The sequence below is a fragment of the Sphingobium cloacae genome (genome assembly GCF_002355855.1).
GTDB classification, from domain to species: domain Bacteria; phylum Pseudomonadota; class Alphaproteobacteria; order Sphingomonadales; family Sphingomonadaceae; genus Sphingobium; species Sphingobium cloacae.
Genome location: NZ_AP017655.1, coordinates 2,514,376 through 2,540,000 on the forward strand (window position 1 = coordinate 2,514,376; position 25,625 = coordinate 2,540,000).

Here is a 25,625-nt window from a genome sequence, read left to right on the forward strand (position 1 = left end):
TGAAAAAGACGTTTCTCGCGCTTGCCCACAAGAGGGGCTTGCCGCTAGGGCAGGGGAAAGCCAAGCCGGAGACAACCGAACGATGACAGACAAGTCGAATGTGGAATTTTCGGAGCGCGAGGCGCTGTTCTTCCATTCGACCGGTCGTCCCGGCAAGATCGAGATCATCGCGTCGAAACCCATGGCGACGCAGCGCGACCTTTCCCTCGCCTATTCGCCCGGCGTCGCGGTGCCGGTGCTGGCGATCGCGCAGGAACCGGGCACCGCCTACGACTATACCGCCAAGGGCAATCTGGTCGCGGTGATTTCGAACGGCACGGCGATCCTGGGTCTGGGCAATCTCGGCGCGCTGGCGTCCAAGCCGGTGATGGAAGGCAAGTCGGTCCTCTTCAAGCGCTTCGCCGACGTCGATTCCATCGACATCGAACTCAAGACCGAGGATGTGGACCGCTTCATCGACGCGGTGGAACTGATGGAGCCGACCTTCGGCGGCATCAACCTTGAAGACATCAAGGCGCCCGAATGCTTCATCATCGAACAGACGCTGAAGGAACGGATGAACATCCCGGTCTTTCACGACGACCAGCACGGCACGGCGATCATCGCGGCGGCGGGCGTCATCAACGCCGCGCTGCTGACGGGCCGCGAGATGAAGGACATGAAGGTCGTGGTGAACGGCGCGGGCGCCGCTTCCATCGCCTGCACCGAACTCATCAAGGCGCTGGGCGTCCCGCACGATCAGGTCATCATGTGCGACAGCAAGGGCGTGATCTGGCAGGGCCGCGCCGAAGGCATGAACCAGTGGAAATCCGCTCATGCGGTGAAGACCGACGCCCGCACGCTCACCGAAGCGATGAAGGGCGCGGACGTGTTCCTGGGCCTGTCGGTCAAGGGCGCGGTGACGCCGGAGATGGTGAAGCATATGGCCGACAAGCCGGTCATCTTCGCCATGGCCAATCCCGATCCCGAAATCACCCCGCCCGAAGCGAAGGCGGCGCGGCCCGACGCCATCGTCGCGACCGGCCGGTCGGACTATCCCAACCAGGTCAATAATGTCCTGGGCTTCCCCTTCATCTTCCGCGGCGCGCTGGACGTGCGGGCGACGACGATCAACGAAGCGATGAAGGTCGCCGCGGCGCAGGCCATCGCCGAACTGGCCCGCGCGCAGGTGCCCGAGGAAGTCGCCAAGGCCTATGGCAAATCGCACAGCTTCGGCCCCGACTATATCATCCCCGCGCCGTTCGACCCGCGCCTGATGGAAGTGGTGCCCTCCGCCGTGGCGCAGGCCGCGATGGACAGCGGCGTGGCGCAAAAGCCGATCGCGGACATGGCGGCCTATCGCCAGTCCCTGAAGGCCCGGCTCAATCCCACGACATCGGTGCTCAACAGCGTCTATGAGGTCGCCAAGGCCAATCCCAAGCGCGTCGTGTTCGCCGAGGCGGAAGAGGAAGTCGTGCTGCGCGCCGCCATCCAGTGCCGCGAAATGGGCTATGGCATCCCCGTGCTGGTCGGGCGCGCGGAGGTCTATGACAAGCTCAAGGCGCTGGGCGTGGGCGATCCCGAAAGTTTCGAACTGCACAACAGCGTCAATTCGCCGCTGGTGCCCGAAATGGTCGACATCCTCTATGGGCGGCTCCAGCGCCGGGGCTATCTGCGCCGCGATTGCGAGCGGATGGTCAACCGCGACCGCAACATCTTCGGCTCGCTGCTGCTCAAGATGGGCCATGCCGACACGATGATCACCGGCATCACCCGCCCCTATGCCCAGACGCTGCGGGAAGTGAAGCGGGTGATCGACCCGGCGGCGGGACACATCCCCTTCGGCATTCATGTCATGGTGTCGAAAAGCCAGACCGTCTTCCTTGCCGACACGACCGTCCATGAACGGCCGAGCGCGGAGGAACTGGCCGACATCGCGGAAGGCACGGTGGCGGTCGCCCGCCGCATGGGGCATGATCCGCGCGTCGCCTTCCTGTCCTATTCCAGCTTCGGCAATCCGCCGGGCAGCTTCCTGGAAAATGTCCGCGACGCGATCCAGTTGCTGGACGAGCGCAAGGTCGATTTTGAATATGAGGGCGAGATGGCGCCCGACGTGGCGCTCAACCCCACGGTGATGAAAAGCTATCCCTTCAGCCGCCTGTCGGGGCCGGCCAACATCCTCGTCATGCCCGGTTTGCAGTCGGCCAACATCTCCGCGAAGCTGCTGCGCGAACTGGGCGGCGCGACCATGATCGGGCCGATGCTGGTCGGCATGGAAAAGTCGGTGCAGATCGCGACCATGGCGTCCAACGCCTCGGAACTGCTGACGCTGGCCGTGCTGGGAGCAGGCGGCATCGCGCTTTGAAGTGAGGGAGAGGGGCCGGTGCTCCCGCGCAGGCAGGGGCTCGCTTCGCCCTTTCGCTCGGGCCGATGGCGGCCTCTTCCAGATGGCGCTTGGCTTGGCTCCTCCGCCTTGCTAGCGCGGCCTCATGTGGAAGATCAGGAAGTCCAATCCGGGCGACGGGGCGCAGGTCATGAGGATATGGCGCGATGCGGTCGACGCGACGCATGATTTCCTGAAACCGGAGGACCGCGACGCCATCGAGGCGGAACTGTCCGGATTCCTGCCGATAGCACCGCTATGGCTGGCCACGGACATCGAAGATCGGCCGCTTGGCTTCATGCTGCTCGACGGCGCGCATATGGAGGCGCTGTTCATCGATCCGGCGCGCAGGGGTCAGGGGATCGGCCGGGCACTGGTGCGGCATGCGCTGGCGCTGCATCCCATCCTTTCGACCGATGTGAACGAACAGAACGCTCAGGCCGTCGGTTTCTACGATCGCCTTGGTTTCACGCGGACGGGCCGGTCCGAAAGGGACGGGCAAGGCCGCCTCTATCCGCTCATCCACCTGCGCTTCAGCCGCAACGGAGCGTAGAGGCAAGCAGTCCTCTCCTATCGGCGATGGCCTGTGGTTCCGAACCGTGCTGCCGGACGGCGAAAGGGCCTAGCTGCCGTTGGGACCGCCGCCGGGGCTGGTTGCGCCGCCGCGACCGCCCATGCCGCCCGCGCCCACCGCGCCGATATTGCCGAATATCTCCTGGAAGAGGCTGCGATGGCGGCCCAGCGTCGGGGTCTTTTCGCCCCAGGGGCTGACCTTGGCCACCTGCTCCAGCCCCATGCGGTCGACCGCCACGACATTGCCCGCCGGATCGAACCGCACATGCAGGACGGTCTGCGCCACCGGCTTGGGATTGGAGAAGGCGAGGGCGCGCATGTCGCGCGACACATAATACCAGTCCTGATCGCCGAACTGCGCGGCGAAGCTGGGGCGGCCCAGCGTCCCTTCCACAGATGCGCGGTTGTCGATGCCCGGCTGGATCGAATCGACCAGCAGCTTGTCGACCTGATAGCCCTGATGCGTGCGGATGCGGGCGCAGCCCGACGTCCCCAGAAGCAGCGCGCTGAGGCCGACCGCGAGCATGATCCGCCCGCTGCGGGACTGGCGGCTGAACTGGCGCATGAACTTCTCCTGCGGGGATCGGCCCCCAAAGCCAAGAAACATAAAGCCGCCATTGCATCGGGCGGCGCGCCGATCAATATGGAAATGCGCGGGCCTCGGCAAGGGGCCGTGGCATCAGCGGGGCGAAACGCCCTTCAACCGACCGTGAAAAGCAGGCAGATCGCATGTCCACACCCGCTCCGTCCTTCCTTCAGCGCCTGTTCGGGCGGCGCGATCCCAAGGAAGGGCTGATGCCGCTTTACCGCGCCGTCGTGGCGGAGGGCCGCCAGCCGCACTGGTATCGGGACGGCGCGGTGCCCGATACGCTGGACGGGCGCTTCGACATGATCGTCGCCATATTGGCGCAGGTGCTGATCCGGCTGGAGCAGCAGGGCGGGGCGCAGGAAAGCGTGTGGCTCACTGAATTGTTCGTGGACGACATGGACGGCCAGCTCCGGCAGGAGGGGATCGGCGATGTCGTCGTCGGCAAGCATATTGGCCGCATGGTGAGCGCGCTGGGCGGGCGTTTGGCCGCCTATCGCGCCGCGCTGGCCGGGGAAGCCGATCTGGGCGAGGCGTTGCGCCGCAACCTCTATCGCGGAACCGAACCGGCCCCGGAGGCGCTCGCGCATGTCGAAGGGGCCTTGCGCCAACGCTGGATGCGCCTGGGCAGCCTGTCCCGCGACGCGCTGCTGACGGGAGATATGGGATGAGCGACCGCGCCGCGCCCGAATTTTCCCGCCCCGTGCGCATCGACCAGCTTGGCCGTCACGCCGCACCCATGACGATCAGCGCGAATGAGGCGGAGCGTGCGGCGCTGGCCCGCCGTTTCAACCTGCTCGCGCTCGACCGGCTGGAGGCGGATTATGCCCTGGCGGAAGAGGACGGCGCGATCCTCGCGCGCGGCCATGTGCGGGCCGACCTGGCCCAGCCCTGCGTCGCGACCGGCGTCCCGGTGCCCGAAACGGTCGATACCGAATTGCTGCTGCGCTTCGTCGCGGAAGAGAGTGCGTTGCCCGAAGGCGAGGAACTGGAACTCGATGCCGAGGATTGCGACACCATCGGCTATAGCGGCAACATCATCGACATGGGCGAGGCGGTCGCCGAAACCGTGGCGCTGGCGATGACGCCCTATCCCCGCTCGCCGGAAGCCGACGCGGTTCTGCGCGAGGCGGGCGTCCTGACGGAGGAGCAGGCCAGCCCCTTCGCCGCGCTGCTGTCGCTCAAGGGAGGGAAGAAATGAAATCCGTTCTGGGCTTGCTGTTGTTCGCTGGCCTGACGCTGCCCGCCTTTGCCGCCGAACCTTCTACCCTGATCGGCGAACGGCGCGCCCGCGCCGAATGGGCCAAGGCGGAGAACCGCAAGCATTGCGCGCCGCTGGCCCTGGCCGCGCCGGGGCAGCCGGAAGGCACGCCGCGCGCCGCCACTTTCGGCGGAGGATGGGCCGTCGCCTTCGACCTGCCGGGCCAGCGCAGCGCCTATGGCTTCGCGGGCACGGGCCTGCTGCCGGACGACTATGCGGAGGCTGCGGTGCAGCGCGACCGGCTCTATCGCCAATGGCCCTATTTCCGCGACCTGCGGCAATTTGCCGCGCCTTCCTTCGCCGGTTACGGGCAGGAAGGCGCGGAGCCCTATCCGGCCGGCAACCCGGACGGCACGGGTCTCAAATCCCTCGCCTATGTGCGGATCGCCGGACAGCGTTGCACCTATAATGTGTGGAGCGGGATCAGCCGCGATCATCTGCTATGGATGCTCGACAATCTGCGGATCGATCCCTTGCGGCCTGGCGGGCGATGGTGAGCAGTTCGTGCCGGACCATCAGGTCGCCCAATCCCCTCCCGCTGCGGCTGGCCCTTTCCGCTTGCGCAAGGCGCTGGATGACGCGGGCGATGCCCTGCGCGTCCCATGATCGCACCTGCCGCGTGACGATGCCTTTTTCCTTCCAGAAGACCGCCTTGCCCGCTGCTTCCATCGCGGCTTCCAACCGCCCGCTCCGATCGAAGTCGGTGCGGATGTTGGCCAGCAGCATTGCCCGCGTCAGCAGCGGACGCAGCACCGACGCCATGGCCGCGCCGACTTCCACGAGCCGCCCCAGTTCCCGGTGCATCGCCTTGAGGTCGCCACTCAGCACCGCATTCACCAGCGGCGTGGCGTCGGCCTCGGGATTGTCGGCGGAGAGCGCATCGAGCGCTTCTTCCGTCGCTTCCTTCGGCTGGTCGGGCGCGGCGTCGAGGTAGAGGATCAGCTTCTCGATCTCCCCCGCCATCAGCGCGCGGTCGCCATGGGCAAGGTCGACGATGCGCCGCGCGAGGTCGGGCGTCAGACGCAGCCCCCCTTCCCGCGCGATGGCATGGGCGATCTGCTCCGCCTCCCGCGCGTCGGGCTGGTAGGAGATGAAGGCCAGCACCCGCTTATGATCCAACGCCAGCTTGACGAGTTTCGACGCGGGTTTGAGCGTGCCCGCCACCGCGATCACAGGATTGCCCGCCGCCTCCGCCTCCAGCAGCGCGGTGAGCGCAGGCACGGATTCCTCGCCCATGCCGTTGATGCGCACCCAGCGTTTGTCCCCGAACATGGAGAAGGACGCGGCCTCATCCGCCAGCCGCGCCGGATCGTCGCGCAGGGTCGATCCGTCGAGGTCGATCCGCTCCGCCTCCGGCCCCATCGCCCGCTCCAGCCGCTTGGCGAGTGCCAGGCTGCCCGCTTCGTCGGGGCCGTAGAGCAGGAAGAAGCGGACGTCCGCCGGCGGGGCGTCGAGCGCCTTTTCGATCTGCCCTCTATTGGCCTTCATGCCGTTGGTCCCGCGTCGCGAAGGTGGCGAGCCGCGCGATGATCTGGTCCGCGATGGTTTGCGAGAGGCGTTCGAGCGCCGTGTCTTCCGCCGCGATGGTCGCATATTCGCTGGAGGTGACGTCGATGCCCGCGTCGGACCCCGCAGTGTCGTCCAGCACCTGCGCGCCCGTCGCCCCGTCGATCAACTGATAGCGCGCGCGCAGGGTCCGCCGCTCCCGCGTGATCGCCGCGTCGCCGCGCAGGCCAAAGCCGCTGATCTGGTCGTCCAGCTTCACCACCAGCTTGTAGGCGGGACCGGTCCCGTTCATCGCGGAGAGCCGGTCGTTGAGCGCATTGCGGACCAGCCAGCCCGCCTTGCCCTGGATCGGCTGCACCTCGACATTGCCGAGCGCCTGCGCCACCGCCCCATGTCCGCCGCCGCCATAGACGGGACGGAGCCCGCAGCCGGAAAGAAGGACCGTGACGGCGAGCAGGGGGATCAAGCGCTTCATGTGACGACCCTTAGACGCTGTTCCATTCAAGTTGAAGCACAACGTGCCCGGACATCACACCACCAGATTGACCAGCCGGTCGGGCACCACGATCACCTTCTTCGGCGTCGCGCCGTCCAGCGTCCGCGCGACATTGGGCGCGGCGAGGGCGAGCTTTTCCAGTTCTTCCCTCGGCGTCCCCTTGGGCACGGTGATGGTGTCGCGCAGCTTGCCCATCACCTGACAGGCGATGGTGACTTCATCGTCAACCAGCAGCGCGGGGTCGACCACGGGCCACGCGGCGTCCGCGATCAGCCCGCCCTCGCCCATGGCCGCCCAGGCTTCCTCGGCCAGATGCGGCGTCATCGGCGCGACCAGCAGCGCCAGCGTGCGGATCGCGGCGCTGCGCGAGGCGGAGGGCTGGGCCTTCTCCACTGTGTTGGCGAGTTCGTATATCTTCGCCACCGCCTTGTTGAAGGACAGCGCCTCGATATCCTTCGCCACGCCGTCGATCATCTGGTGCAGCTTGCGGTCGAGGGCCTTGTCCTGCCCTTCCGCGCTCCTGTCCGCTTCCCCGAACAGGCGCCACAAGCGATTGACGAAGCGCCACGATCCTTCGATGCCGCTTTCGGTCCAGGGCAGGTCGCGCTCCGGCGGGCTGTCGGACAGCATGAACCAGCGCACCGCGTCCGCGCCATATTGGGCGATGATGTCATCGGGATCGACGACATTCTTCTTGGACTTGGACATCTTTTCGACGCGGCCGACCGCCACCGGCGCGCCGCTTTCGATGTGGACATAATCGTCGCCGGACTTCTTCACTTCGCCCGGAGAGAGCCAGCTTCCGTCGCCCGCCTTGTAGGTCTCATGCGTCACCATGCCCTGTGTGAAAAGCCCGGTGAACGGCTCGGCGAAACCCAACTGTCCCATATGCTGCAACGCCCGCGTCCAGAAGCGCGCATAGAGCAGGTGCAGGATCGCATGTTCGACGCCGCCTATATATTGCCCCACCGGCAGCCATTTCTCGACCGTCTCACGGTCGAACGGCCTGTCCTGCGGCTGGCTGGCGAAGCGGATGAAATACCAGCTCGAATCGGCGAAGGTGTCGAGCGTGTCCGTCTCGCGCCGCGCGGGCTTGCCGCATTGCGGGCAATCGACATGCTTCCATGTCGGATGCCGGTCCAGCGGATTGCCCGGAATGTCGAAGCTCACATCCTCCGGCAATGTCACCGGAAGCTGATCCTTGGGCACGCCCACCACGCCGCAATCGCCGCAATGGATGACCGGGATCGGCGTCCCCCAGTAACGCTGGCGCGACACGCCCCAATCCCTCAACCGGAATACGGTCGTGCCGGTGCCCCAGCCGCTCTCTTCGGCGCGGCGGATGACTTCGGCCTTCGCGTCCTCCACGCTCATGCCGTCGAGGAAGCGGGAATTGACGAGCTTGCCTGGCCCGACATAGGCTTCGTTCTGGATCGGCTTGGCTTCGTCACCCTCGGCCGCGACGACGCGCTCCACCGCCAGCATATATTTGCGCGCGAAGTCGAGGTCGCGCTGGTCATGCCCCGGCACGCCCATCACCGCGCCGGTGCCATAATCCATCAGCACGAAATTGGCGATGAAGACCGGCAGCTTCCATTCGGGATCGAAGGGATGCGCCACCGAAAGTCCGGTGTCGAAGCCCAGCTTTTCCGCCGTCTCCAGCTCAGCGGCGGTGGTGCCGCCTTCCTTGCACTTTTCGATGAAGGCAGCAGCTTCCGCGCTCTCCGCCGCCACCGCCTGCGCCACCGGATGATCCGCCGCCACCGCGACGAAGCTTGCGCCGAAGATCGTGTCGGGCCGGGTCGAATAAACCTCGATCTCGCTGTCGAAGGGCGCGACCGGCTGAAAACGGAAAGCCAAGCCGACCGATTTGCCGATCCAGTTTTCCTGCATCGTCCGCACCTTGTCGGGCCACTGGTCCAGCGTCTTCAGTCCCTCCAGCAGATCGTCGGCGAACTGCGTGATCTTGAGGAACCACTGGGAAAGCTTGCGCTTCTCCACCAGAGCGCCCGACCGCCAGCCGCGCCCGTCGATCACCTGCTCATTGGCGAGCACGGTCATGTCGACCGGGTCCCAGTTGACCGCGCTTTCCTTGCGGTAGACGAGGCCCGCCTCCAGCATGTCGAGGAACAGCGCCTGTTCCTGCCCGTAATAGTCCGGCTCGCAGGTGGCGAGTTCACGGCTCCAGTCGATGGCGAAGCCCAGCTTCTTCAACTGCGCGCGCATGTTGGCGATGTTGGAGCGGGTCCATTCGCCCGGATGCACCTTCTTCTCCATCGCCGCATTTTCGGCGGGCATGCCGAAAGCGTCCCAGCCCATCGGGTGCAGCACCTCATGCCCCGTCATCCGGCGGAAGCGCGCCAGCACGTCGCCCATGGAATAGTTGCGGACATGGCCGATATGGATGCGCCCGGAGGGATAAGGGAACATCTCCAGCACGTAGGAGCGCGGCTTGTCGCTGCTGTCGGACGCCCTGAACGTCTGCTTCTCATCCCAGACGGCCTGCCAGCGGGCATCGGCCTCAAGCGGGTTGAAGCGCCTTTGCATGTCGAGTCCTCAAAATGCTTTGGGACCGGGGTTGCGCGAAGGCAGCCCGGTCCCGTCCTGAAAGAAAGAGAAAGGAAGGGTGGATCAGCCCGCGATCGCCATGCGGCGCAGGTCTCGCGCCTTGGTGAGGATGATCTCCTCTAGCTTCTGCACGGTCGCGGCTTCCACCGGGGCGTTGACCCACTGGCCGCCCTGATTGACCTGACGGCTGGCCGCCACCCGCAGCGCGTCGGCGCGCAGGTCCTGGTCCAGGATGGAGACGGTCAGCTTCATCCGCTCATTGGGGCTGTTGGGATTGCTGTACCAGTCGGTGACGATGACGCCGCCGTTGGAGTCCGTCTGCACCATCGGCATGAAGGACAGCGTGTCGAGGCTCGCCCGCCACAAATAGCTGTTGACGCCGATGGTCGTGATCTTCGACGCGGCGAGGTCGGCCTTGGGCCGCTCCTTCGACCCGCCCCCGCACGCGGCGAGCGGCAGGAGCGCGGCCAGCATCAAACCGGCGGAAACGGGAAGGGAAAAGCGGCGGACCATCAGCCATGTCCTATTATGAAAGGTCGAAAAACGCTCCGCTTCTATAGTCGACCCGCGCCATTGGGCAAGGGGGCGCGGGGCACCTTGCCCTCCGCCTGCCGCCAAAACAATGTGTGTTCTATGCAACAGGCTGGATAAAATATGATCCCGCTCTAGCTTTTCGGCACCTTTCATGCGTAATGAATGCCGAATAATAGCTCGGGGGTTAGAGAGTCGCGATCATGCGCGTGAAAAGGGGACATCTGGCACTGGCGGGTGCGGCGATTGCCGTGGCCGGTTTCGTGCTGTCTCCGGCCATCGGCGCGGCGACCGATCTTGTCCGGATGCGCGCGGAAATGCCGGTTTCGCTTGGTGCGCTGGGCAGCATATCCTCCTTTACGCCGACGACCAAGGACCCGCGCCTCGCGGCGGCCTATGCCCGGATCGCGGCGTCTGCGGGCCGTCAGAATTTCCGTTTCACGCCCACCAGCGGCTCGCTCAGCGGCCAGCGTTCGGTGACGGTGCTGGTGCGCGCGGACAATGATCGCGTCGCCATCAGCCGCACTTTGGCTCCGGTGGACATCAAGCCTGTCGCCTTCAGCCTGAACAGCCCACATAACTGGCGCAAGTTCGCCCTGCCCGATTCGGTCGGTCGCAAGGCGCTGGACCCGGTTCCGGTGGAAACGATGGCGGAAGCGAAGAACTTCTCGCTCGATCAGGGCAAGAAGGATCGTTTCAGCACCAAGGTGCTGATCGAAAGCCGCCGCGACCCGGCGACTGCCGTCCGCAATCCGAATGCGGACAAGGATTATTCGCTGGATCTGGCGAGTTCCTATTCGCTGACGCGCAACCTGAACGTCACGGCAGGCATCCGCTACAACAACAGCGTCGCGGGCCGTCTGACCCCGATGACCGACGACCGGCAGGATAGCCAGGCCGTCTATCTGGGCACCGTCTTCAAATTCTGATCCGTTGAAGGTTCGCAGCCGACGTCCTTGCGCGGGATGTCGGTCTGGGACTCATGCCTCACAATGGATTGTGGCCAGGGTGGCGTCTGCCTTCGGCCAGTTTGTGCCGATATTGCGGCATAGTCGATCTTATCGGATCGCGTTGTCGTTTGCGGATTTGATCGTGCGGCATCCAGCGGAAGTAAATGGGCGTTCCCGCACCCCCCAACATGCAGCTTCTTCGGCTCGCCACGCATATCCATGCGGGAACAGGTGACAGCCCGCTATCGTTTCGCCATCATGCAAGCGGAAAGGGGTAATGGAGCCGTGAAGAAAAGCTATTTCTGGACCTGTGCCGCAACGGGAACACTGGCGCTGGGGAGCGCCATGGTCGCCGCGCCGTCCGTGATCGGCCAACAGCGTGCGATCCGCACCGTTTCGTCGATCAATCCGCAGGAAAAGGAAGCGGGGGCGAAACAGCATCCGCAATTGCTGGCGGAGTTCGGCGGCGCCTATGCCGGTCCGCAGGCGAAATATGTGGAGGGCGTCGGCCGCCGCATCGCCGTCCAGTCCGGCCTTTCCAACGCCCAGAGCGACTTCACCGTCACCCTGCTCAATTCGCCGGTGAACAACGCCTTCGCGATCCCGGGCGGCTATGTCTATGTGACGCGGCAGCTCATGGCGCTGATGAATGACGAGGCGGAACTGGCGGGGGTGCTCGGCCATGAAATCGGCCATGTCGCCGCCCAGCACGGCCAACGGCGGCAGAAAACGGCCCAGCGCAACGCCGTGGGCGGCGCTTTGCTTCAGGTGTTGACGGGCGCGCTGCTGGGTGATTCGGCGGTTGGCGGCCTGCTGCAAAAGGGGATCGGGACCGGCAGCCAGCTGCTGACCCTCAAATTCTCCCGCTCGCAGGAATATGAAGCCGACGATCTGGGCATCCGCTATCTGGCGTCGGGCGGTTACGACCCGCGCGCCCTGTCCGACATGCTGGCTTCGCTCGCCGCGCAGAGCAGTCTCGATAGCCGCGTGGCCGGCAATGGCGGTTCCGTGCCCGAATGGGCCAGCACGCACCCCGATCCGGCATCCCGAGTCGGCCGCGCGGCGAAAGAAGCGTCGCGCAGCGGTTCCACCAGCACCGTCCGCAATCGCGACGCTTTCCTGACCGCCGTCGATGGCGTGCTCTATGGCGACGATCCCGCTCAGGGCGTGATCGAAGGGAATCGCTTTCGTCACCCCGACATGCGCCTCGCCTTCACCGCGCCGTCCGGTTTCGGCATGGAAAATGGCGCGAGCGCGGTGACGGTGGCGGGATCGGGCGGGCAGGCGCAGTTCAGCGCGGCGCCCTATTCGGGCAATCTGGCCGCCTATGTCGACTCGGTCCTCGCCAAGCTGGGCGGCGGCAAGGCGCCGCAGGGCGAGGCCAGCCGCACCACCGTCAACGGCTTGCCCGCCGCATGGCGCACGGTCCGGGCCAATACCCAGTCGGGTCAGGTCGACGCGACGGTGTTCGCTTATGATTTCGGCGGCGGCAAAGCCTATCATTTCCTGCTGCTGACGGGCGCGGGGAAGGGCGTGGGGCCGTTCACCTCCATGGTGCAATCCGTCCAGCGTCTTTCCGCGCAGGAAGCCGCCGCGATCAAGCCGCGCCGAGTGGAGGTCGTCACTGTCAAGGCAGGCGACACTGTTCAGTCGCTGGCGAAGCGGATGGCCTATACGGATTATCCGCTGGAACGGTTCCTGACGATCAACGCGCTGACAGCGCAATCGGTGCTGCGGCCGGGGCAGCGGGTGAAGATCGTGATTTGATGGCAGTGAGGCATAAGAAAAGGCAGGGGAATTGCTTCCCCTGCCTTCCTTTAGCTAGCTCTTTCGAACGGAACGTTATTATTCAGTGGCGGCGGGGGGGTGGTGCCACCGCCACCGCCGCCGGCCTGACCAGCCTGAACACCGGCCTGCAGCGCCGTGGAGGTCGTGGTGAAAGTCGTGCGAAGGTTGCTGCCCAGCGAGGTCATCGCGCCAATGGCGGCAACGGCGATCAGAGCGGCGATCAGGCCATATTCAATGGCGGTCGCGCCCTTTTCATTCTTCAGCATCTTGCGAATAAACTGCATGTTCGTCTCCATACCCAGAGAAATCGTTCAACTACCCGGCCTCTCTTCTAAGAATGGAAGATCAGCAGAACCGGATTTAAGGGGCTTCGGTTGAGAAAAACTTAATGGCCGATCCCTTTTGTCAATTATTGATGGTTAATTGGAATTCACTTCTTCGGCGACATGAGTCCACATCGCCATGGTCTGGTTCGCGAACTGCCCGACGGCGGAAATGATAGCCAGAAAGATAAAGGCGAGGATCAGCGCATATTCGATCGCCGTCGCGCCGCGCTGGCATCGCGCGAGGCTGCATTGGGCAATAATGTCGACAAGCCCCCGCATTCCGATTCCAGTCCAGTGCAGACAGTCCCGGCGGACTGTGTAAAGGAGGCGCGGTTAACAAAGCCCTTTCACCGGAACCCATGATGCACATTTCTCCTCTTCTGGTCGTGGCCGCCGCTCTGGTCGATGCCGACGGGCGCGTCCTGTTGCAGCAGCGGCCGCCGCACACTTCCATGCCGGACCTCTGGGAATTCCCCGGCGGAAAGGTGGAGGCGCGGGAAACGCCCGAAGCGGCCTTGGTGCGCGAACTGGAGGAGGAGCTGGGCATCGGCACGCATGAAAGCTGCCTTGCCCCCGCGACCTTCGCCAGCGCGGCGCTGGGCGATCGGCATCTGCTGCTGCTGCTTTATGTCTGCCGCAAATGGCGCGGCGTGCCCGAAGCCCGCCACGCCACGGCGCTCAAATGGGTGCGCCCGGCGCAGATGTACGCGCTGGACATGCCCCCCGCCGACCTGCCCCTGATCGGGCTGCTGGAGTCGCTGATCTAGGCGAGCGCCGCCTAACCGCCGATCAGGCGGATGAAGGCGCTCGATACCCAGCCGCTTTGGCAGGGGCCGTCATAGGGTTGCTTGCGGTCCACCGGGGAGGATACGCCGCAATCCACCGCTTCGCTCGCATCGCCCGTCGTACCGGAAGCCTCCGGCGGGATCACCACGCCCAGCCACTTCTGGTCGATGCTCCGGGTACAGAGGAAGGCGCGGCCGCCCTCCGCCATCCGCCCGATCTCCTGCGCTTCGTCGAAAGGCGCGGCGCGCACCGCCAGGCCCTTCGCCCCGGCGCGGATGACCTGGCCCAGCCCGCCGCAGGCGTCGAGGCGCGGTCCGTCCTCGCCGATGATGACGGGCCGTGTCAGGCGGGATTCCAGCTTGGTTTCCGGTGCGGTCTCCCGCGGCGCGCCCGCCACGGAGCTGTTGGGCAGTTCCTCCAGCACGCTGCTGCGGTCGGAGCAGGCGGAAAGGAGGAGGAACAGGGAAATCAGGGATCGCATGCGGCCTTGATAGACGGTGCCGTCCTCAAGCGGAAGAAGGCATGTTTCGCTTTAGTTTCGCGGTTCGATTTCCTATATGCTCCGGCATGAGCGAGGAAATCCAGAACAGCCCCAACAGCAACAGTTACGGCGCGGACAGCATCAAGGTTCTCAAGGGACTGGATGCCGTGCGGAAACGCCCCGGCATGTATATCGGCGACACCGATGACGGCTCCGGCCTGCACCATATGGTGTTCGAGGTCAGCGACAACGCCATCGACGAGGCGCTGGCCGGTCATTGCGACCGCATCCTCATCACGCTGAACCCCGACGGATCGATCAGCGTCGAGGATAATGGGCGGGGCATCCCGACCGACATCCACAAGGAAGAAGGCGTGTCGGCCGCCGAGGTCATCATGACCCAGCTTCACGCGGGTGGGAAGTTCGAGAATACCTCCGACGACAATGCCTATAAGGTGTCGGGCGGCCTGCACGGCGTGGGCGTGTCGGTGGTGAACGCGCTCAGCGAATATCTGGACCTCCATATCTGGCGGGACGGCAAGGAGCATTATATGCGCTTCGCCTATGGCGATGCCGTCGCGCCGCTTGAAGTGATCGGCGACGCGCCTCCCGGCAAGAAGGGGACGCGGGTCACTTTCCTCCCGTCGGTCGAGAAGGTGCCCGGCGACGGCGGCACCTTCAAGAACCATACCGAGTTCGATTTCGAGAAGCTGGAGCATCGCTATCGCGAACTGGCTTTCCTCAATTCCGGCGTGCGCCTGTTCCTGATCGACGCGCGGCATGAAGAGAAGAAGGAAGTCGAGCTGTTCTATGAAGGCGGCATCGCGGCCTTCGTGCAATATCTCGACCGGAACAAGACGCCGATGATGCCCGAGCCGATCGCGATCGCGGGCACGCGCGACGACGTGACGATCGACGTGGCGCTGGAATGGAACGATAGCTATTATGAGAATGTCCTCTGTTTCACGAACAACATCCCGCAGCGGGACGGCGGCACCCATCTGGCGGCTTTCCGCGCGGCGCTGACGCGGACGCTCAACAATTATGCGGACAAGTCGGGGCTGCTGAAGAAGGAAAAGGTGTCCCTCACCGGCGAGGACATGCGCGAGGGGCTGACCGCCATCGTGTCGGTCAAGCTGCCCGATCCCAAATTCTCGTCCCAGACCAAGGACAAGCTGGTGTCGTCCGAAGTGCGCCAGCCGCTCGAAAGCCTGATGGCGGACAAGATGGCCGAATGGCTGGAGGAGAATCCCCAGCATGGCCGCATGATCGTGCAGAAGGTGATCGACGCCGCCGCCGCCCGCGAGGCCGCGAAGAAGGCGCGCGAGCTGACCCGGCGCAAGGGCGTGATGGACATCGCCTCCCTGCCGGGCAAGCTGGCCGACTGTCAGGAGCGCGATCCGGCCAAGTCGGAACTGTTCCTGGTCGAGGGCGATTCGGCGGGCGGGTCGGCCAAGCAGGGGCGCAACCGGCATAATCAGGCGATCCTGCCCCTGAAGGGCAAGATCCTGAACGTGGAGCGCGCGCGGTTCGACCGGATGCTGTCGTCCAAGGAGGTGGGCACGCTCATCCAGGCGATGGGCACGGGGATCCGCGACGACTTCAACCTGGAGAAGCTGCGCTATCACAAGATCGTCATCATGACGGACGCGGACGTGGACGGCGCGCATATCCGCACCCTGCTGTTGACCTTCTTCTACCGGCAGATGCCGCAGATCATCGAGGCGGGGCATCTCTATATCGCGCAGCCGCCGCTCTACAAGGCGACGCGGGGGCGGTCCGAAGTCTATCTCAAGAACGAAGCCGCGCTGGAGCAGTATCTGGTCGACAATGGCGTCGAGTCCATGGCGCTCGAGACGCGGGGCGGGATGCGCGCGGGCGAGGATTTGCGCTCGCTGATCGAGCATGCGCGGAGGATGCGGGCGGTGATGCGCTATGTGCCGCGCCGTTACAATCCGGCGATCATCGAGGCGTTGAGCCTCAACGGCGCTCTCGACCCCGAACTCTCCCATGCCGAACAGGCCACGCGGCTGTCCAGCACCATCGCGTGGATGGACGCGCAGGATGAGGAAGGGAGATGGACGGGCCGGATCGCGGAGGAAGGCGGCTTCCATTTCGAGCGATTGTGGCGCGGCGTCACCGATCATCATGTCGTCGAACATGGCTTCGTCGGGTCGGCCGAGGCGCGCAGGCTGCATGCCATCGCGGCGGAGGAAGCGGGCAGTTATCTGACGCCCAGCCGTCTGGTGACGGCCAAGGCAGCGCAGGCCGCGGAAGAGGCGGGCGAGGATGAACTGCCCGTCGCGGCCAAGGGTTCCGCCAATGTCACGCGGCCCAGCGAGCTGCTGGACGCGATCCTGGCCGCCGGGCGCAAGGGGCTGGCGATCCAGCGTTACAAGGGGCTGGGCGAAATGAATGCCGAGCAGCTTTGGGAAACGACGCTGGACCCGGACAACCGCTCCATGCTGCGGGTCGAGGTGGAGCAGGCGGATGTGGCCGACGAGATCTTCACGCGGCTGATGGGCGATGTGGTGGAGCCGCGGCGTGAGTTCATTCAGGACAATGCGCTGAACGTCGCCAATCTGGACGTCTGATCCCTTGAGCGGCGACGCCCTGCCTCGCTGCACCTGGGTGGGCGCGGATTCGCTCTATCGCGCCTATCATGACGACGAATGGGGCGTGCCGGAGCGGGATTCGCGGATGCTCTGGGAAACGCTGATGCTGGAGGGGTTTCAGGCGGGCCTCTCCTGGATCACGATCCTGCGCAAGCGGGAGGGGTTTCGCGCCGCCTTTGCGGGGTTCGACCCGGACCGGGTGGCGGCCTTCGGCGCGGCGGATGTGGAGCGGCTGATGGCCGACCCGGGCATCGTGCGGGCGCGGGCGAAGATCGAGGCGACGATCCGGGGCGCGCGTATCTTTTGCGAGATGCGGGACCGGGGCGAGGATTTCGCGGACTATGTCTGGTCCTTTGTGGACGACCAGCCGATCCGGGGCGACGGGGTGACCGTCCATGCCCAGACGCCCTTGTCGGCGGAGATTTCCAGGGAGCTCAAGAAGCGCGGATTCAAGTTCGTGGGGCCGACCATCGTCTATGCGTGGATGCAGGCGGTCGGGATGGTCAACGATCATGCGGCCCATTGCTTCCGGCGGGACGCGCTATGAGGGTTGGGTTGCCCTTGCTGGCGGCGCTCGCTTTGGCGGGATGCGGCGGGGAGGATCGCGTTCCGGCGAACGAGGCGGGAGCGGGAGGCGCGGCGGTGAATGGGGCGTTGATCGCCGATCGTCGCGAAACCATGAACGAGATGGCGAAGGAAAAGGGATTTGAAAATCCCGCGCCGGCGGTTCCACGTGGAACGTCGGCCGTTTCCGATCCTGACCCCAGGCCGGAGCCGAGGGAGGTATCGGAATACCGGGCCATCGGGACGGAGCCTTTCTGGGCGGTGCGGGTGCGGGGGTCGGTGGCGACATTGGAGCGGCCGGACAAGCCCCCGGCCCGTTTTGCGGTGGCGCGGGCGGATGACCGGCGGACGGTGCGCTATCTGGGCGAGGAGTTCTCCATGACCGTCAGCGAGGGGCCTTGCAGCGACGGGATGAGCGATTCCATCTGGTCCGACCGGGTGCAGATCGCCTTCGGAGAAGGGACGCTGAAAGGATGCGGCGGCGAGCGGGACGACGGGGGCATGGGGCCGCCCTGAGCGTTCCGGCCATGGTCCCTCGCCGAAGCGGAAACGACCCTGGCCTGAAACGCCTGTCCGCTCCTCCAAAAATGAACGCACCCGGTTTTGAGCGCAAGGAATGGGAGGCCCCGGCCCGCGCCATGCCCTAAATGGCTGGCTCCATCAGATGGAGTGGCAGGATGAACAGGATAGACGGCAAGGTCGCCATCGTCACCGGCGCGAGTTCGGGCATCGGGAAAGCGGCCGCCATGCTCTTCGCCGCCAACGGGGCGTCGGTGGTGCTGGTCGCTCGCCGCCGGGAGGCGTTGGAACGGCTGGCGGGCGAGATCGAGGGGCGGGGCGGGCGAGCCGTCGCGATCGCCGGAGACGTGGCCGGGGAGAGCACGCATCGGGACGCGGTGGCCGCCGCGCAATCGGCCTTTGGCGGATTGGACATCGCCTTCAACAATGCGGGGCTGGTCGGCGCGATGAGACCGCTGGCCGAGATCGAGCCGCACGAGTGGGCGGAGGTGCTGGCGGTGAACCTGACCGCCGCCTTTCTGGGAGCGCGCGCGCAGATTCCCGCGATGCGGGAGCGGGGCGGCGGCGCGCTGCTGTTCACGGGCAGCTTTGTCGGGAACAGCGTGGGATTGCCGGGCATGAGCGCCTATGCGGCGGCGAAGGCGGGCCTGATGGGGTTGGTGCGCGGCATCGCCGCCGATTATGGCGCCGCCGGCATCCGCGCCAATGCCCTTTTGCCGGGAGGAACCGCGACCGGAATGGCCGGCGATGCGGCCCAGCGCGAATGGGCCGCCGGCCTGCACGCCATGAAGCGAATCGCCGAGCCGGAGGAAATCGCGCAGGCCGCGCTGTTTCTGGTCAGCGGCATGGCGAGCTTCGTCACCGGGTCGGCGCTGTGGGCGGACGGAGGCAATGCCGCCGTGAAGCTGTGAGGATGGGGCGGGTCAGGCCGCCGGGCGCTCTCCGAACAGGGCCGTTCCCACGCGGATATCGGTCGCGCCCAGCATGATCGCGGTCTCGAAATCGCCGGACATGCCCATGGAGAGCCGCTCCAGCCCTTCCTCCCGCGCCATCCTGGCGAGCAGGGCGAAATAGGGGGCGGGCTCTCCCTGCGCGGGGGGGACGCACATCAGGCCGAGAAGGGGAATGTCCGCCTGCCGCGCCGCCGCGATCAGCGCGGGGGTGTCGGCGATGGCGCAGCCGCCTTTCTGCTCTTCCGCCCCGATATTGACCTGGATGTAGCAGGGGACGCGGCGGCCTGCGGCGTCCATCGCCTTCGCCAGCGCGGCCAGTAGCGAGGGGCGGTCGAGCGAGTGGATCGCGTCGAACAGGGCCACCGCCTCCGCCGCCTTGTTGGATTGAAGCTGGCCGACCAGGTGCAGGGCGATGCCGGGATATTCCCCGCGCAGGGCGGGCCATTTGGCCTGCGCTTCCTGCACGCGGTTTTCGCCGAAGACGCGCTGGCCCGCTTCGATCAGGGGGCGGATGGCTTCGGCCTCCTGCATTTTCGAGACGGCGATCAGGCTGATGTCGCCGCCCTTGCGGCCCGTCAGGCGGGCGGCGCGGTCCATGGCGCTGGAAATGGCGGCGAGGCGGCCGGCGGCTTCTGTGATGGCGGTCGTCATGGCGGCTGCTATAGGCGAGGGTCATGGAGCATCGCCACCGCAAAAAGCTGCCGATTGTCTGGTTGATGACGGATGAGCGCGTGGACGAGGCAGTCCAGCTTGCCGCCGCCGCGCGATTGCCCAGGGGGCGGGGGGGCATCGTTTTCCGCCATTATCGCACGGGCGCGGAGGAGCGGCGGGCGTTGTTCATGCGGTTCCGGGCGATTGCGCGGCGGCGGCGGTTGCTGCTGATGCTGGGCGGGAGCGCGGGGCAGGCCGCGGACTGGGGCGCGGATGGCTGGCATGGCGGGGACCGTCGGCGCGGGCAGGGGAGGATGCTTCATAGCGTGGCCGCGCATGACGCGCGGGAGGTCGTGGCGGCGGGGAAAAGGAAGGCCGATTTCCTCTTCCTCTCACCCCTGTTTCCGACGCGCTCCCATCCGGGCACGCGGGCGCTGGGCAAGGCGCGGTTCGCGATGCTGGCGCGGCAGGCCGGGATGCCGGTGATGGCGCTGGGCGGAGTGCGGGCGCGGGACCGGCGCTTGCTGCGCGGGCTGGGCGCGGCGGGGTGGGGGGCGATCGACGGGTTGCTGGGTTAGGGTGAGGGAATTGGCTGGCGAAGACGGAGAGTGGAAATTCCGCGTTGGGGAAGCGGAGGATTGGTATTCCTCACCCCATTGTCCGTGGGCATCTCTCATTTTGCGATATCGAAAATATAGACTGTGGTCTCGCCGCTAATCCAAGCCTTTCGACCATCGCGGGAGAAGCCGACCGTGCATCCGCTTGTCGAAGGACGAGGTATCTGCTGAATGATCTTTCCTGAGGCCATCGATATGAGTGCGGTGGTCGATCGATGCTTTTCGCGAGGCATTGATATCAATGCATATCGACCATCAGGGCTGATCGCTGGAACGTCGCTACCGGAAAACTCCCTGGCGGTCCCCCTTAGCGACCAAATAATATTGCCGGTGGATAGCGATCGAAGCTCCGCTATTGGCCCGGTTTGTGGTGTCGGAGGTGGGCAATTCGGATTTAGTTCACAGGTGGCTCCGGAGGCGCTCAAATTTTTCATCACGAGGACGTCGCGACCGTTGGGAGTCACCGTGAATTGGTGAACATATTTCGTTCCGAGTTGTAGGATCCGTGGCGCTTTGCCCTGCGTCCATACGACCCATCGATTAGATTGAAAGGCAATTAACGCAGTGATGATGCCCTTCGCATTCATGCTGTGCGATATCGCGCCTACTCTTGATTTCGTCGGAAGGTCGGGAATGGATGCGATAGCTGCAGCCTGCAAAACTTTACCGTTCAAAGCATCGACAAAGGCGAGAGTGGGATGAGGATCGTCATGTTCAGGCTTATACAGAAAGCCTTTCGTGCCAAAGGCCGCAATGGCGATGCCAGATTCGCCCATCCAATATAGCTCGTCGAGGGGACCAGCGGCATTTGCAAGCTTGGGTAACTGGCGAGCCGGTCCATTGACGGGGAAAAGATAGGGCTGAAGAGGGCCAAGAGCGAAACCGCTGGGCTTTGCTGTATTCTGCCTTACTCCCAGCACCGCCGATGAAGTCCTCAGCCAGTCAAAAGGCGGCTTGCCTAATGGGCCAGTTATGCGCCCCTGAAAGCGCGTCGTTGAAGGCTTGGGGCCAGTACGCACGATTGCAAGACCATTTATTGAGTCAAAAACAAAGAAATCACGCAAATCAGGGGATGGTTGCGGAGCGGTTCGCGGAAAATTGCTCGGCGGGATCGATAGACAGTAAACTTTCGAAAGGGAAAACGGACCCGCTCCTATCGGTTTCGCAGATGATAGCATCCGGCTATCATGTTTACCGCAGCCACTTGCCGTTGGAGCCGCCGAAGCCCCGGGCCAGCTGCACATGACTATAATCGCAAACAACAAGGAGAGCCGGACGCAAGGCATATGGAATCCCGATACACTGCTGGAAGGTCTTCCTAGTCGGGTGTGATTATCCCTATGTGGTGAAGAATGGTTAATCACAAAATGCTGTGGCACTAGTGAGACCGGATTCTTCCTGTGGGAAGCCGATATGATGTTATGAATGTCGAAATGGGCCGTACCGCCCATGGACGGCAACATCATCCATAACCTTTTTCAACAGGCCTTTTACAAAAGAGCCATTTCCCGCTATTGGCATGGCATCCCTATCCAACTGGATCGCTTTGCCATGTCCACATCCTTTCTGAGGCCGCCTTCCTTGCTCCGCTTGCTGGGGGCCTGGCGGGCGGAGGATAGTCCGGAGCCGGCCTATCGGCAGTTGGCGCAGGCCTTGCGGATGCTGGTGCTGGACGGACGGATCGGGCTGGACGTGCGCTTGCCGGGGGAGCGGGAGCTGGCGGCGGCGCTGGGATTGAGCCGCACGACGGTGGCCGCCGCGTTCGACCGGCTGCGGGACGAGGGCTATCTGCAAAGCCGTCAGGGATCGGGCAGCGTGACGCGCCTGCCCGCCGGGCGGATCGAATCGGGCCAGCCGGAGATCGATCTGGGCAGCGGCGGCAATCTGCTCAACTGGACCCATGCGGCGCTGCCCGCCGCGCCGGGGGTGGGGCGCGCGGTGCAGGCGGCGGCGGAGATGCTGCCCGCCTTTCTGGGCGATCTGGGTTACGATCCTCTGGGGCTGCCGCCGCTGCGGCGCGCCATCGCGGCGGATTTCGAGCGGCGGGGATGCCCCACCAGCCCGGACCAGATCATCGTCACCAACGGCGCGCAGCAGGGCTTTGCATTGCTGGTGCAGTGGCTGGCGGGGCCGGGCGACCGGGCGGTGATCGATCATCCCACCTATCATAACGCGGTGCAGGCGTTGCAGCGCGCCCATGTCGTGCCGGTGCCGGTCGGCCTGCCCGCGCAGGGGTGGGACATCGACGCGATGGAGGCGGCTTTCCGCCAGACCGCGCCGCGCTTCGCCTATGTGATCGCGGATTTCCACAACCCCACCGGGCGCAGCATGGACCCGGCGACGCGGCGGGCGCTGGTGCAGGCCGCCGCCGCCACGCACACGCCGCTCATCATCGACGAGACGATGGTGGCGATGGGGCTGGACTTCGCGCCGCCGCCGCCGGTCGCGGTGCACGATCCTTCGGGGCGGCAGGTCATCACCATGGGATCGGCGAGCAAGATCTACTGGGGCGGGCTGCGGGTCGGCTGGATCCGCGCCGATCCGCAGACCATCGCGGCGCTGGGGCGGCTGCGCACGACCATGGACATGGCGAGCCCGGTGGTCGAGCAGCTCGCGGTCGCGCATCTGCTGGACGAAGGGGAGGGGCTGGGGGCGCGGGCCGACATGCTGCGGGAGCGGCGCGACCGGCTGCTGATGCTGCTGGAGGCGCATTTGCCGCACTGGCGGATCGAATCGCCGGCGGGCGGGCTTTCCTTATGGGCGGAGATGCCGCGCGCGGAGGCCACGGCGCTGGCGGCGCTGGCGGAAAGCCATGGCGTGCGGATCGCGGCGGGGCCGCGCTTTGGCGTGGGCGGCGCGTTCGAGCGGTTCCTGCGCCTGCCCTTCACCCTGTCGGAAGAGCAACTGGCGCTGGGCGTCGAGAGGCTGGCGCAGGCCGATGCGCGGCTCCATGCGCGGATGCCCGCGGGGCGCGATGCGGCGGCGCTGGCGCTGGAGGCGGATCGGTTGATTTGAAGGGGTGGATTGGCGACGGTTTGCTTTCCTAACTTCGTTCGCCCTGAGGTGGGCTGAGCGAAGTCGAAGGCCCGTATCGAAGGGTCTCCCTCGTGCACCCTGTCCTTCGATACGCCACTGCGACAAGCTCAGTGGCACCTCAGGACGAACGGTGAATGAATTGCGAATGTACGCCTTATGGCCGAAAGCACCCATCAACGCCGCATAATCGCTCTACGTGCTTTGCATCCGCGCCGGGATCAGGCAGAACGGCGGTAACGCCCGGAGGGAGCCGATCCTGATGCATGCTATCCGACTGTTTTCGAGCCTGTTGTTCGCCTTGCCCGTCGCGGCCTTCGCGCAGGGGGCGGCTTCCGATCCGACGGGGGCTTCGGCGCAGGGGGATGTGTCGGTCACCATCTATAATGACGATCTCGCGCTGGTGCAGGATGTGCGGCAGATCGCCATTCCGGCGGGCATCCACCGGATCGAGTTTCCCGACGTGTCCGCGCAGATCAGGCCGGAAACGGTGTCCTTCGCGGCGGACGGCGCGTCCATCGTCGAGCAGAATTTCGATTTCGACCTGCTGTCCCCGGCCAAGCTGATGGAAAAGGCGGTAGGCAAGACCGTCACCATCGTCCGCACCAATCCCGCGACCGGCGCGGAAGTGCGCGAGCAGGCCAAGGTGCTGAGCGTCCATGGCGGCACGGTGCTCCAGATCGGCAGCCGGATCGAGGTGCTGCGCGACGATGGCTTGCCGGTGCGGGTGATCTTCGACCGGGTGCCCGCCAATCTGCGGGCGCGGCCCACCTTGTCGGTGACAGTCGACAGCGCGCGGGGCGGGACGCGGCCCGCCGCCATCCGCTATCTGACGCCGGGCATCGGCTGGAGCGCGGATTATGTCGCGCTGTTCGATGCGAAGGTGGGGCGGATCGACGTGCAGGGCTGGGTCACGCTGACCAACAATTCGGGCACGGCCTATGACAATGCGCGGACCTTGCTGGTCGCGGGGAGCGTCAACCAGAGCCGGTCCTCGCCGCGCTATCGCCCGGCGCGCCCGACCCCCATCCGCGCTGCGGGCACGGAGACGGCGGACCGCGAGCAGCTGGGCGACTTCTATCTCTATCCGCTGGCCGCCCGCACCACCATCGCGGAGCGGCAGACCAAGCAGGTGAGCTTCCTGGACGTGCAGGGCGTTCCGGCGAAGGCGGGCTATGCCTATGACAATGGGTGGCTGGGCAGTTCCAATGAGCCGCAGAGCGCGCGCAGCGTCGTCAGCTTCTCGACCTCGCGCAGCGGCGGGCTGGGCGATGCGCTGCCCGCCGGGACGGTGCGCTTCTATATGAAGGACGCGGCGGGCGCGCCGCAGTTCATCGGCGAGAATCAGGTCGGCCATACGCCGATGGGGAGCGAACTGGCGCTGGCGACCGGCGACGCCTTCGACGTGAAGGTGAAGCCGGTGGTGGAACAGCGCGAGCGGCTGTCGTCGAACAAATGGCGGTCGCACATGCGCTATGACCTCAGCAATGCGAAGGCGGAGCCGGTGACGGTGGACCTCACCCAGTCGGGCCTCGACTTTTATCAGGACGACACGCGGATCGTCAGCGAGAGCCAGCCGTCCCGCCGGGTGGACAGCAATGCGGCGCGCTGGACGGTGACGGTCCCGGCCAACGGCACCGCGACCGTCACGGCGATCTTCGAAACCCGCTATTGAGCGGCGTCATGCGGCGCTGGCTCCTTTTGCTGCTTGCCGCCCTGCCCGCGCCGGTGGGCGCGCAGGCGGTCGTCACCTCGGCCGCACCCGAATCGGTGTCGGTGACGGTCTATCGCGATCCCGAACGGGGCGAGGGCGCCATCGACGCGCAGTTTCCCGAAGGGTTCGCGCTGGTCAGCGAGAAAAGGCGAATCACGCTTCCGGCAGGCGAATCGACCATCCGGTTCGAGGGCGTGGCGGACGGCATGATCGCGGTCAGCGCCGTGGTGACGGGCCTGCCGGGCGGGGTCGTGCAGAAGAATCGCGACGCGAAGCTGCTGTCGCCCGCCGCCCTGGTGGACGGGACGCTGGGCCGGGCGGTGCATCTGCGCCGCACCGATCCGGCGACGGGCAAGGTGACGGAACAGGACGCGATCATCCGATCCGCCTCCAGCCAGGCGCTGGTGCTGGAAACGGCGCAGGGGGTGGAGGGGCTGCGCTGTTCCGGCCTGCCGGAAACGCTGAGCTATGATTCGCTGCCGGCGGACCTGTCGATCCGTCCCACGCTGTCGGTGACGACGCAAAGCCCGGCGGCGGGCGAGGCGGAGGTGACGCTGACCTATCTTTCGACCGGATTCGACTGGGCGGCCCATTATGTGGCGCGAATCGGGGCGGACGGGCGGACGATGGACCTGTTCGCCTGGCTCACGGTCGCCAACGGCAACGGGACGGGCTTTGCGCAGGCCGGCCTGCTGGCGGTGGCGGGGCGGCTCAACCGGACCTCGGATCATGATTCGCTGGAGGA

The 25,625-nt window shown here is 65.6% G+C and carries 25 protein-coding genes and 1 pseudogene (1 of these 26 running past the window's edge); 16 read left to right on the forward strand and 10 right to left on the reverse strand.

What is annotated here, in order from left to right; translation table 11 throughout:
• The first annotated feature begins 82 nt into the window (after positions 1–82).
• Both SCLO_RS12585 and SCLO_RS12590 read left to right on the forward strand, forming a co-directional pair.
• Positions 83–2,344 (forward strand): NADP-dependent malic enzyme, encoded by a 2,262-nt coding sequence (locus tag SCLO_RS12585; RefSeq protein WP_066517100.1) that lies wholly within the window; start codon positions 83–85, stop codon positions 2,342–2,344.
• Between the two features lie 169 nt (positions 2,345–2,513).
• Positions 2,514–2,915 (forward strand): acetyltransferase, encoded by a 402-nt coding sequence (locus tag SCLO_RS12590; RefSeq protein ID WP_322788825.1) that lies wholly within the window; start codon positions 2,514–2,516, stop codon positions 2,913–2,915.
• A 69-nt stretch (positions 2,916–2,984) separates the two neighbouring features.
• On the opposite strand, the gene SCLO_RS12595 is transcribed toward SCLO_RS12590, so the two are convergent.
• On the reverse strand, positions 2,985–3,500 hold the full coding sequence (locus tag SCLO_RS12595; RefSeq protein ID WP_066517212.1) for an outer membrane protein assembly factor BamE: 516 nt from the start codon (positions 3,498–3,500) through the stop codon (positions 2,985–2,987).
• A 164-nt stretch (positions 3,501–3,664) separates the two neighbouring features.
• On the opposite strand from SCLO_RS12595, the gene SCLO_RS12600 reads away from it, so the two are divergent.
• The 3 genes from SCLO_RS12600 to SCLO_RS12610 are packed head-to-tail and all read left to right on the forward strand — an operon-like array spanning position 3,665 to position 5,279.
• Positions 3,665–4,192 carry a ubiquinol-cytochrome C chaperone family protein gene (locus SCLO_RS12600; protein ID WP_066517097.1) on the forward strand — a complete coding sequence of 176 codons (528 nt, stop codon included), beginning with the start codon at positions 3,665–3,667 and terminating at the stop codon, positions 4,190–4,192.
• Positions 4,189–4,722: a YceD family protein gene (locus SCLO_RS12605; protein ID WP_066517096.1), complete on the forward strand. Its 534-nt coding sequence runs from the start codon at positions 4,189–4,191 to the stop codon at positions 4,720–4,722. The genes SCLO_RS12600 and SCLO_RS12605 overlap by 4 nt, the downstream gene beginning before the upstream one ends.
• On the forward strand, positions 4,719–5,279 hold the full coding sequence (locus SCLO_RS12610) for a hypothetical protein (RefSeq protein WP_066517094.1): 561 nt from the start codon (positions 4,719–4,721) through the stop codon (positions 5,277–5,279). The genes SCLO_RS12605 and SCLO_RS12610 overlap by 4 nt, the downstream gene beginning before the upstream one ends.
• Here SCLO_RS12610 and holA read toward each other — a convergent pair.
• From holA to SCLO_RS12630, 4 genes are all read right to left on the reverse strand, one after another.
• A complete protein-coding gene (gene holA, locus SCLO_RS12615; RefSeq protein ID WP_066517092.1) occupies positions 5,206–6,270 on the reverse strand; it encodes a DNA polymerase III subunit delta in 1,065 nt (354 codons plus the stop codon). The genes SCLO_RS12610 and holA overlap by 74 nt on opposite strands.
• Positions 6,257–6,763, reverse strand: a complete 507-nt coding sequence (gene lptE, locus SCLO_RS12620; RefSeq protein WP_066517089.1) for an LPS assembly lipoprotein LptE — start codon at positions 6,761–6,763, stop codon at positions 6,257–6,259. Before lptE ends, holA begins: the two co-directional genes overlap by 14 nt.
• Positions 6,764–6,817: 54 nt before the next feature.
• Entirely contained in the window at positions 6,818–9,331 is a 2,514-nt protein-coding gene (gene leuS / locus SCLO_RS12625; RefSeq protein WP_066517087.1) for a leucine--tRNA ligase, read from the reverse strand.
• Between the two features lie 84 nt (positions 9,332–9,415).
• The gene (locus tag SCLO_RS12630; RefSeq protein WP_066517086.1) at positions 9,416–9,865 is read right to left on the reverse strand and encodes a DUF3576 domain-containing protein; all 450 of its coding nucleotides are present in this window, start codon (positions 9,863–9,865) and stop codon (positions 9,416–9,418) included.
• 221 nt (positions 9,866–10,086) lie between these two features.
• Here SCLO_RS12630 and SCLO_RS12635 point away from each other — a divergent pair, with 221 nt between their 5' ends.
• Both SCLO_RS12635 and SCLO_RS12640 read left to right on the forward strand, forming a co-directional pair.
• Complete coding sequence (locus tag SCLO_RS12635; RefSeq protein ID WP_066517085.1) at positions 10,087–10,812, forward strand: hypothetical protein; 726 nt, start codon at positions 10,087–10,089, stop codon at positions 10,810–10,812.
• A gap of 366 nt (positions 10,813–11,178) precedes the next feature.
• Complete coding sequence (locus SCLO_RS12640; protein ID WP_066517210.1) at positions 11,179–12,600, forward strand: M48 family metalloprotease; 1,422 nt, start codon at positions 11,179–11,181, stop codon at positions 12,598–12,600.
• 146 nt (positions 12,601–12,746) lie between these two features.
• Here the strand turns inward: SCLO_RS12640 and SCLO_RS12645 are convergent.
• Positions 12,747–12,905 (reverse strand): annotated as a pseudogene (locus SCLO_RS12645) (Flp family type IVb pilin); the annotation flags it as partial.
• 135 nt (positions 12,906–13,040) lie between these two features.
• Positions 13,041–13,226: a Flp family type IVb pilin gene (locus SCLO_RS12650; protein ID WP_066517083.1), complete on the reverse strand. Its 186-nt coding sequence runs from the start codon at positions 13,224–13,226 to the stop codon at positions 13,041–13,043.
• A gap of 80 nt (positions 13,227–13,306) precedes the next feature.
• Here SCLO_RS12650 and SCLO_RS12655 point away from each other — a divergent pair, with 80 nt between their 5' ends.
• A complete protein-coding gene (locus SCLO_RS12655) occupies positions 13,307–13,714 on the forward strand; it encodes a (deoxy)nucleoside triphosphate pyrophosphohydrolase (protein ID WP_066517079.1) in 408 nt (135 codons plus the stop codon).
• Between the two features lie 11 nt (positions 13,715–13,725).
• On the opposite strand, the gene SCLO_RS12660 is transcribed toward SCLO_RS12655, so the two are convergent.
• The gene (locus SCLO_RS12660; RefSeq protein ID WP_066517077.1) at positions 13,726–14,214 is read right to left on the reverse strand and encodes a hypothetical protein; all 489 of its coding nucleotides are present in this window, start codon (positions 14,212–14,214) and stop codon (positions 13,726–13,728) included.
• Positions 14,215–14,300: 86 nt separating this feature from the next.
• Between SCLO_RS12660 and gyrB the strand changes: the two genes are divergently transcribed.
• From gyrB to SCLO_RS12680, 4 genes are all read left to right on the forward strand, one after another.
• A complete protein-coding gene (gene gyrB / locus SCLO_RS12665) occupies positions 14,301–16,808 on the forward strand; it encodes a DNA topoisomerase (ATP-hydrolyzing) subunit B (protein ID WP_066517208.1) in 2,508 nt (835 codons plus the stop codon).
• A 4-nt stretch (positions 16,809–16,812) separates the two neighbouring features.
• Positions 16,813–17,376, forward strand: a complete 564-nt coding sequence (locus tag SCLO_RS12670; RefSeq protein ID WP_066517075.1) for a DNA-3-methyladenine glycosylase I — start codon at positions 16,813–16,815, stop codon at positions 17,374–17,376.
• The gene (locus tag SCLO_RS12675; RefSeq protein ID WP_231923227.1) at positions 17,373–17,909 is read left to right on the forward strand and encodes a COG3650 family protein; all 537 of its coding nucleotides are present in this window, start codon (positions 17,373–17,375) and stop codon (positions 17,907–17,909) included. Before SCLO_RS12670 ends, SCLO_RS12675 begins: the two co-directional genes overlap by 4 nt.
• Positions 17,910–18,070: 161 nt before the next feature.
• Positions 18,071–18,823 (forward strand): SDR family oxidoreductase, encoded by a 753-nt coding sequence (locus tag SCLO_RS12680; protein WP_066517068.1) that lies wholly within the window; start codon positions 18,071–18,073, stop codon positions 18,821–18,823.
• 12 nt (positions 18,824–18,835) lie between these two features.
• Here the strand turns inward: SCLO_RS12680 and SCLO_RS12685 are convergent, their stop codons facing one another.
• Positions 18,836–19,516 carry a YggS family pyridoxal phosphate-dependent enzyme gene (locus SCLO_RS12685; protein ID WP_066517066.1) on the reverse strand — a complete coding sequence of 227 codons (681 nt, stop codon included), beginning with the start codon at positions 19,514–19,516 and terminating at the stop codon, positions 18,836–18,838.
• Positions 19,517–19,539: 23 nt separating this feature from the next.
• Here SCLO_RS12685 and SCLO_RS12690 point away from each other — a divergent pair, with 23 nt between their 5' ends.
• Positions 19,540–20,094 (forward strand): thiamine phosphate synthase, encoded by a 555-nt coding sequence (locus tag SCLO_RS12690; protein WP_066517064.1) that lies wholly within the window; start codon positions 19,540–19,542, stop codon positions 20,092–20,094.
• A 95-nt stretch (positions 20,095–20,189) separates the two neighbouring features.
• Here SCLO_RS12690 and SCLO_RS22950 read toward each other — a convergent pair whose 3' ends face one another.
• Complete coding sequence (locus tag SCLO_RS22950) at positions 20,190–21,197, reverse strand: WD40 repeat domain-containing protein (protein WP_123905496.1); 1,008 nt, start codon at positions 21,195–21,197, stop codon at positions 20,190–20,192.
• Positions 21,198–21,714: 517 nt separating this feature from the next.
• On the opposite strand from SCLO_RS22950, the gene yczR reads away from it, so the two are divergent.
• The 3 genes from yczR to SCLO_RS12705 form a co-directional block, all read left to right on the forward strand.
• Positions 21,715–23,148, forward strand: a complete 1,434-nt coding sequence (gene yczR / locus SCLO_RS12695; protein WP_456154404.1) for a MocR-like transcription factor YczR — start codon at positions 21,715–21,717, stop codon at positions 23,146–23,148.
• Positions 23,149–23,428: 280 nt separating this feature from the next.
• The gene (locus SCLO_RS12700) at positions 23,429–24,841 is read left to right on the forward strand and encodes a DUF4139 domain-containing protein (protein ID WP_066517062.1); all 1,413 of its coding nucleotides are present in this window, start codon (positions 23,429–23,431) and stop codon (positions 24,839–24,841) included.
• Between the two features lie 8 nt (positions 24,842–24,849).
• A protein-coding gene (locus SCLO_RS12705; protein ID WP_066517060.1) for a DUF4139 domain-containing protein crosses the window boundary here: on the forward strand, positions 24,850–25,625 show its 5' portion. 748 nt of this gene lie beyond the right edge of the window; only the first 776 of its 1,524 coding nucleotides appear in the window; its start codon is at positions 24,850–24,852; its stop codon lies off the right edge, out of view.

Coding starts and splice junctions, on each gene's coding strand:
- SCLO_RS12585 (WP_066517100.1), top strand. CDS start 83: ATGACAGACAAGTCGAATGTGGAATTTTCGGAGCGCGAGGCGCTGTTC.
- SCLO_RS12605 (WP_066517096.1), top strand. CDS start 4,189: ATGAGCGACCGCGCCGCGCCCGAATTTTCCCGCCCCGTGCGCATCGAC.
- SCLO_RS12700 (WP_066517062.1), top strand. CDS start 23,429: ATGCATGCTATCCGACTGTTTTCGAGCCTGTTGTTCGCCTTGCCCGTC.
- SCLO_RS12660 (WP_066517077.1), bottom strand. CDS start 14,214: ATGCGATCCCTGATTTCCCTGTTCCTCCTCCTTTCCGCCTGCTCCGAC.
- SCLO_RS12610 (WP_066517094.1), top strand. CDS start 4,719: ATGAAATCCGTTCTGGGCTTGCTGTTGTTCGCTGGCCTGACGCTGCCC.
- SCLO_RS12635 (WP_066517085.1), top strand. CDS start 10,087: ATGCGCGTGAAAAGGGGACATCTGGCACTGGCGGGTGCGGCGATTGCC.
- SCLO_RS12640 (WP_066517210.1), top strand. CDS start 11,179: ATGGTCGCCGCGCCGTCCGTGATCGGCCAACAGCGTGCGATCCGCACC.
- SCLO_RS12590 (WP_322788825.1), top strand. CDS start 2,514: ATGAGGATATGGCGCGATGCGGTCGACGCGACGCATGATTTCCTGAAA.
- lptE (WP_066517089.1), bottom strand. CDS start 6,763: ATGAAGCGCTTGATCCCCCTGCTCGCCGTCACGGTCCTTCTTTCCGGC.
- SCLO_RS12595 (WP_066517212.1), bottom strand. CDS start 3,500: ATGCGCCAGTTCAGCCGCCAGTCCCGCAGCGGGCGGATCATGCTCGCG.
- leuS (WP_066517087.1), bottom strand. CDS start 9,331: ATGCAAAGGCGCTTCAACCCGCTTGAGGCCGATGCCCGCTGGCAGGCC.
- SCLO_RS12630 (WP_066517086.1), bottom strand. CDS start 9,865: ATGGTCCGCCGCTTTTCCCTTCCCGTTTCCGCCGGTTTGATGCTGGCC.
- SCLO_RS12675 (WP_231923227.1), top strand. CDS start 17,373: ATGAGGGTTGGGTTGCCCTTGCTGGCGGCGCTCGCTTTGGCGGGATGC.
- SCLO_RS12600 (WP_066517097.1), top strand. CDS start 3,665: ATGTCCACACCCGCTCCGTCCTTCCTTCAGCGCCTGTTCGGGCGGCGC.
- gyrB (WP_066517208.1), top strand. CDS start 14,301: ATGAGCGAGGAAATCCAGAACAGCCCCAACAGCAACAGTTACGGCGCG.
- SCLO_RS12650 (WP_066517083.1), bottom strand. CDS start 13,226: ATGCGGGGGCTTGTCGACATTATTGCCCAATGCAGCCTCGCGCGATGC.
- SCLO_RS12655 (WP_066517079.1), top strand. CDS start 13,307: ATGATGCACATTTCTCCTCTTCTGGTCGTGGCCGCCGCTCTGGTCGAT.
- SCLO_RS12680 (WP_066517068.1), top strand. CDS start 18,071: ATGAACAGGATAGACGGCAAGGTCGCCATCGTCACCGGCGCGAGTTCG.
- holA (WP_066517092.1), bottom strand. CDS start 6,270: ATGAAGGCCAATAGAGGGCAGATCGAAAAGGCGCTCGACGCCCCGCCG.
- SCLO_RS12685 (WP_066517066.1), bottom strand. CDS start 19,516: ATGACGACCGCCATCACAGAAGCCGCCGGCCGCCTCGCCGCCATTTCC.
- SCLO_RS12690 (WP_066517064.1), top strand. CDS start 19,540: ATGGAGCATCGCCACCGCAAAAAGCTGCCGATTGTCTGGTTGATGACG.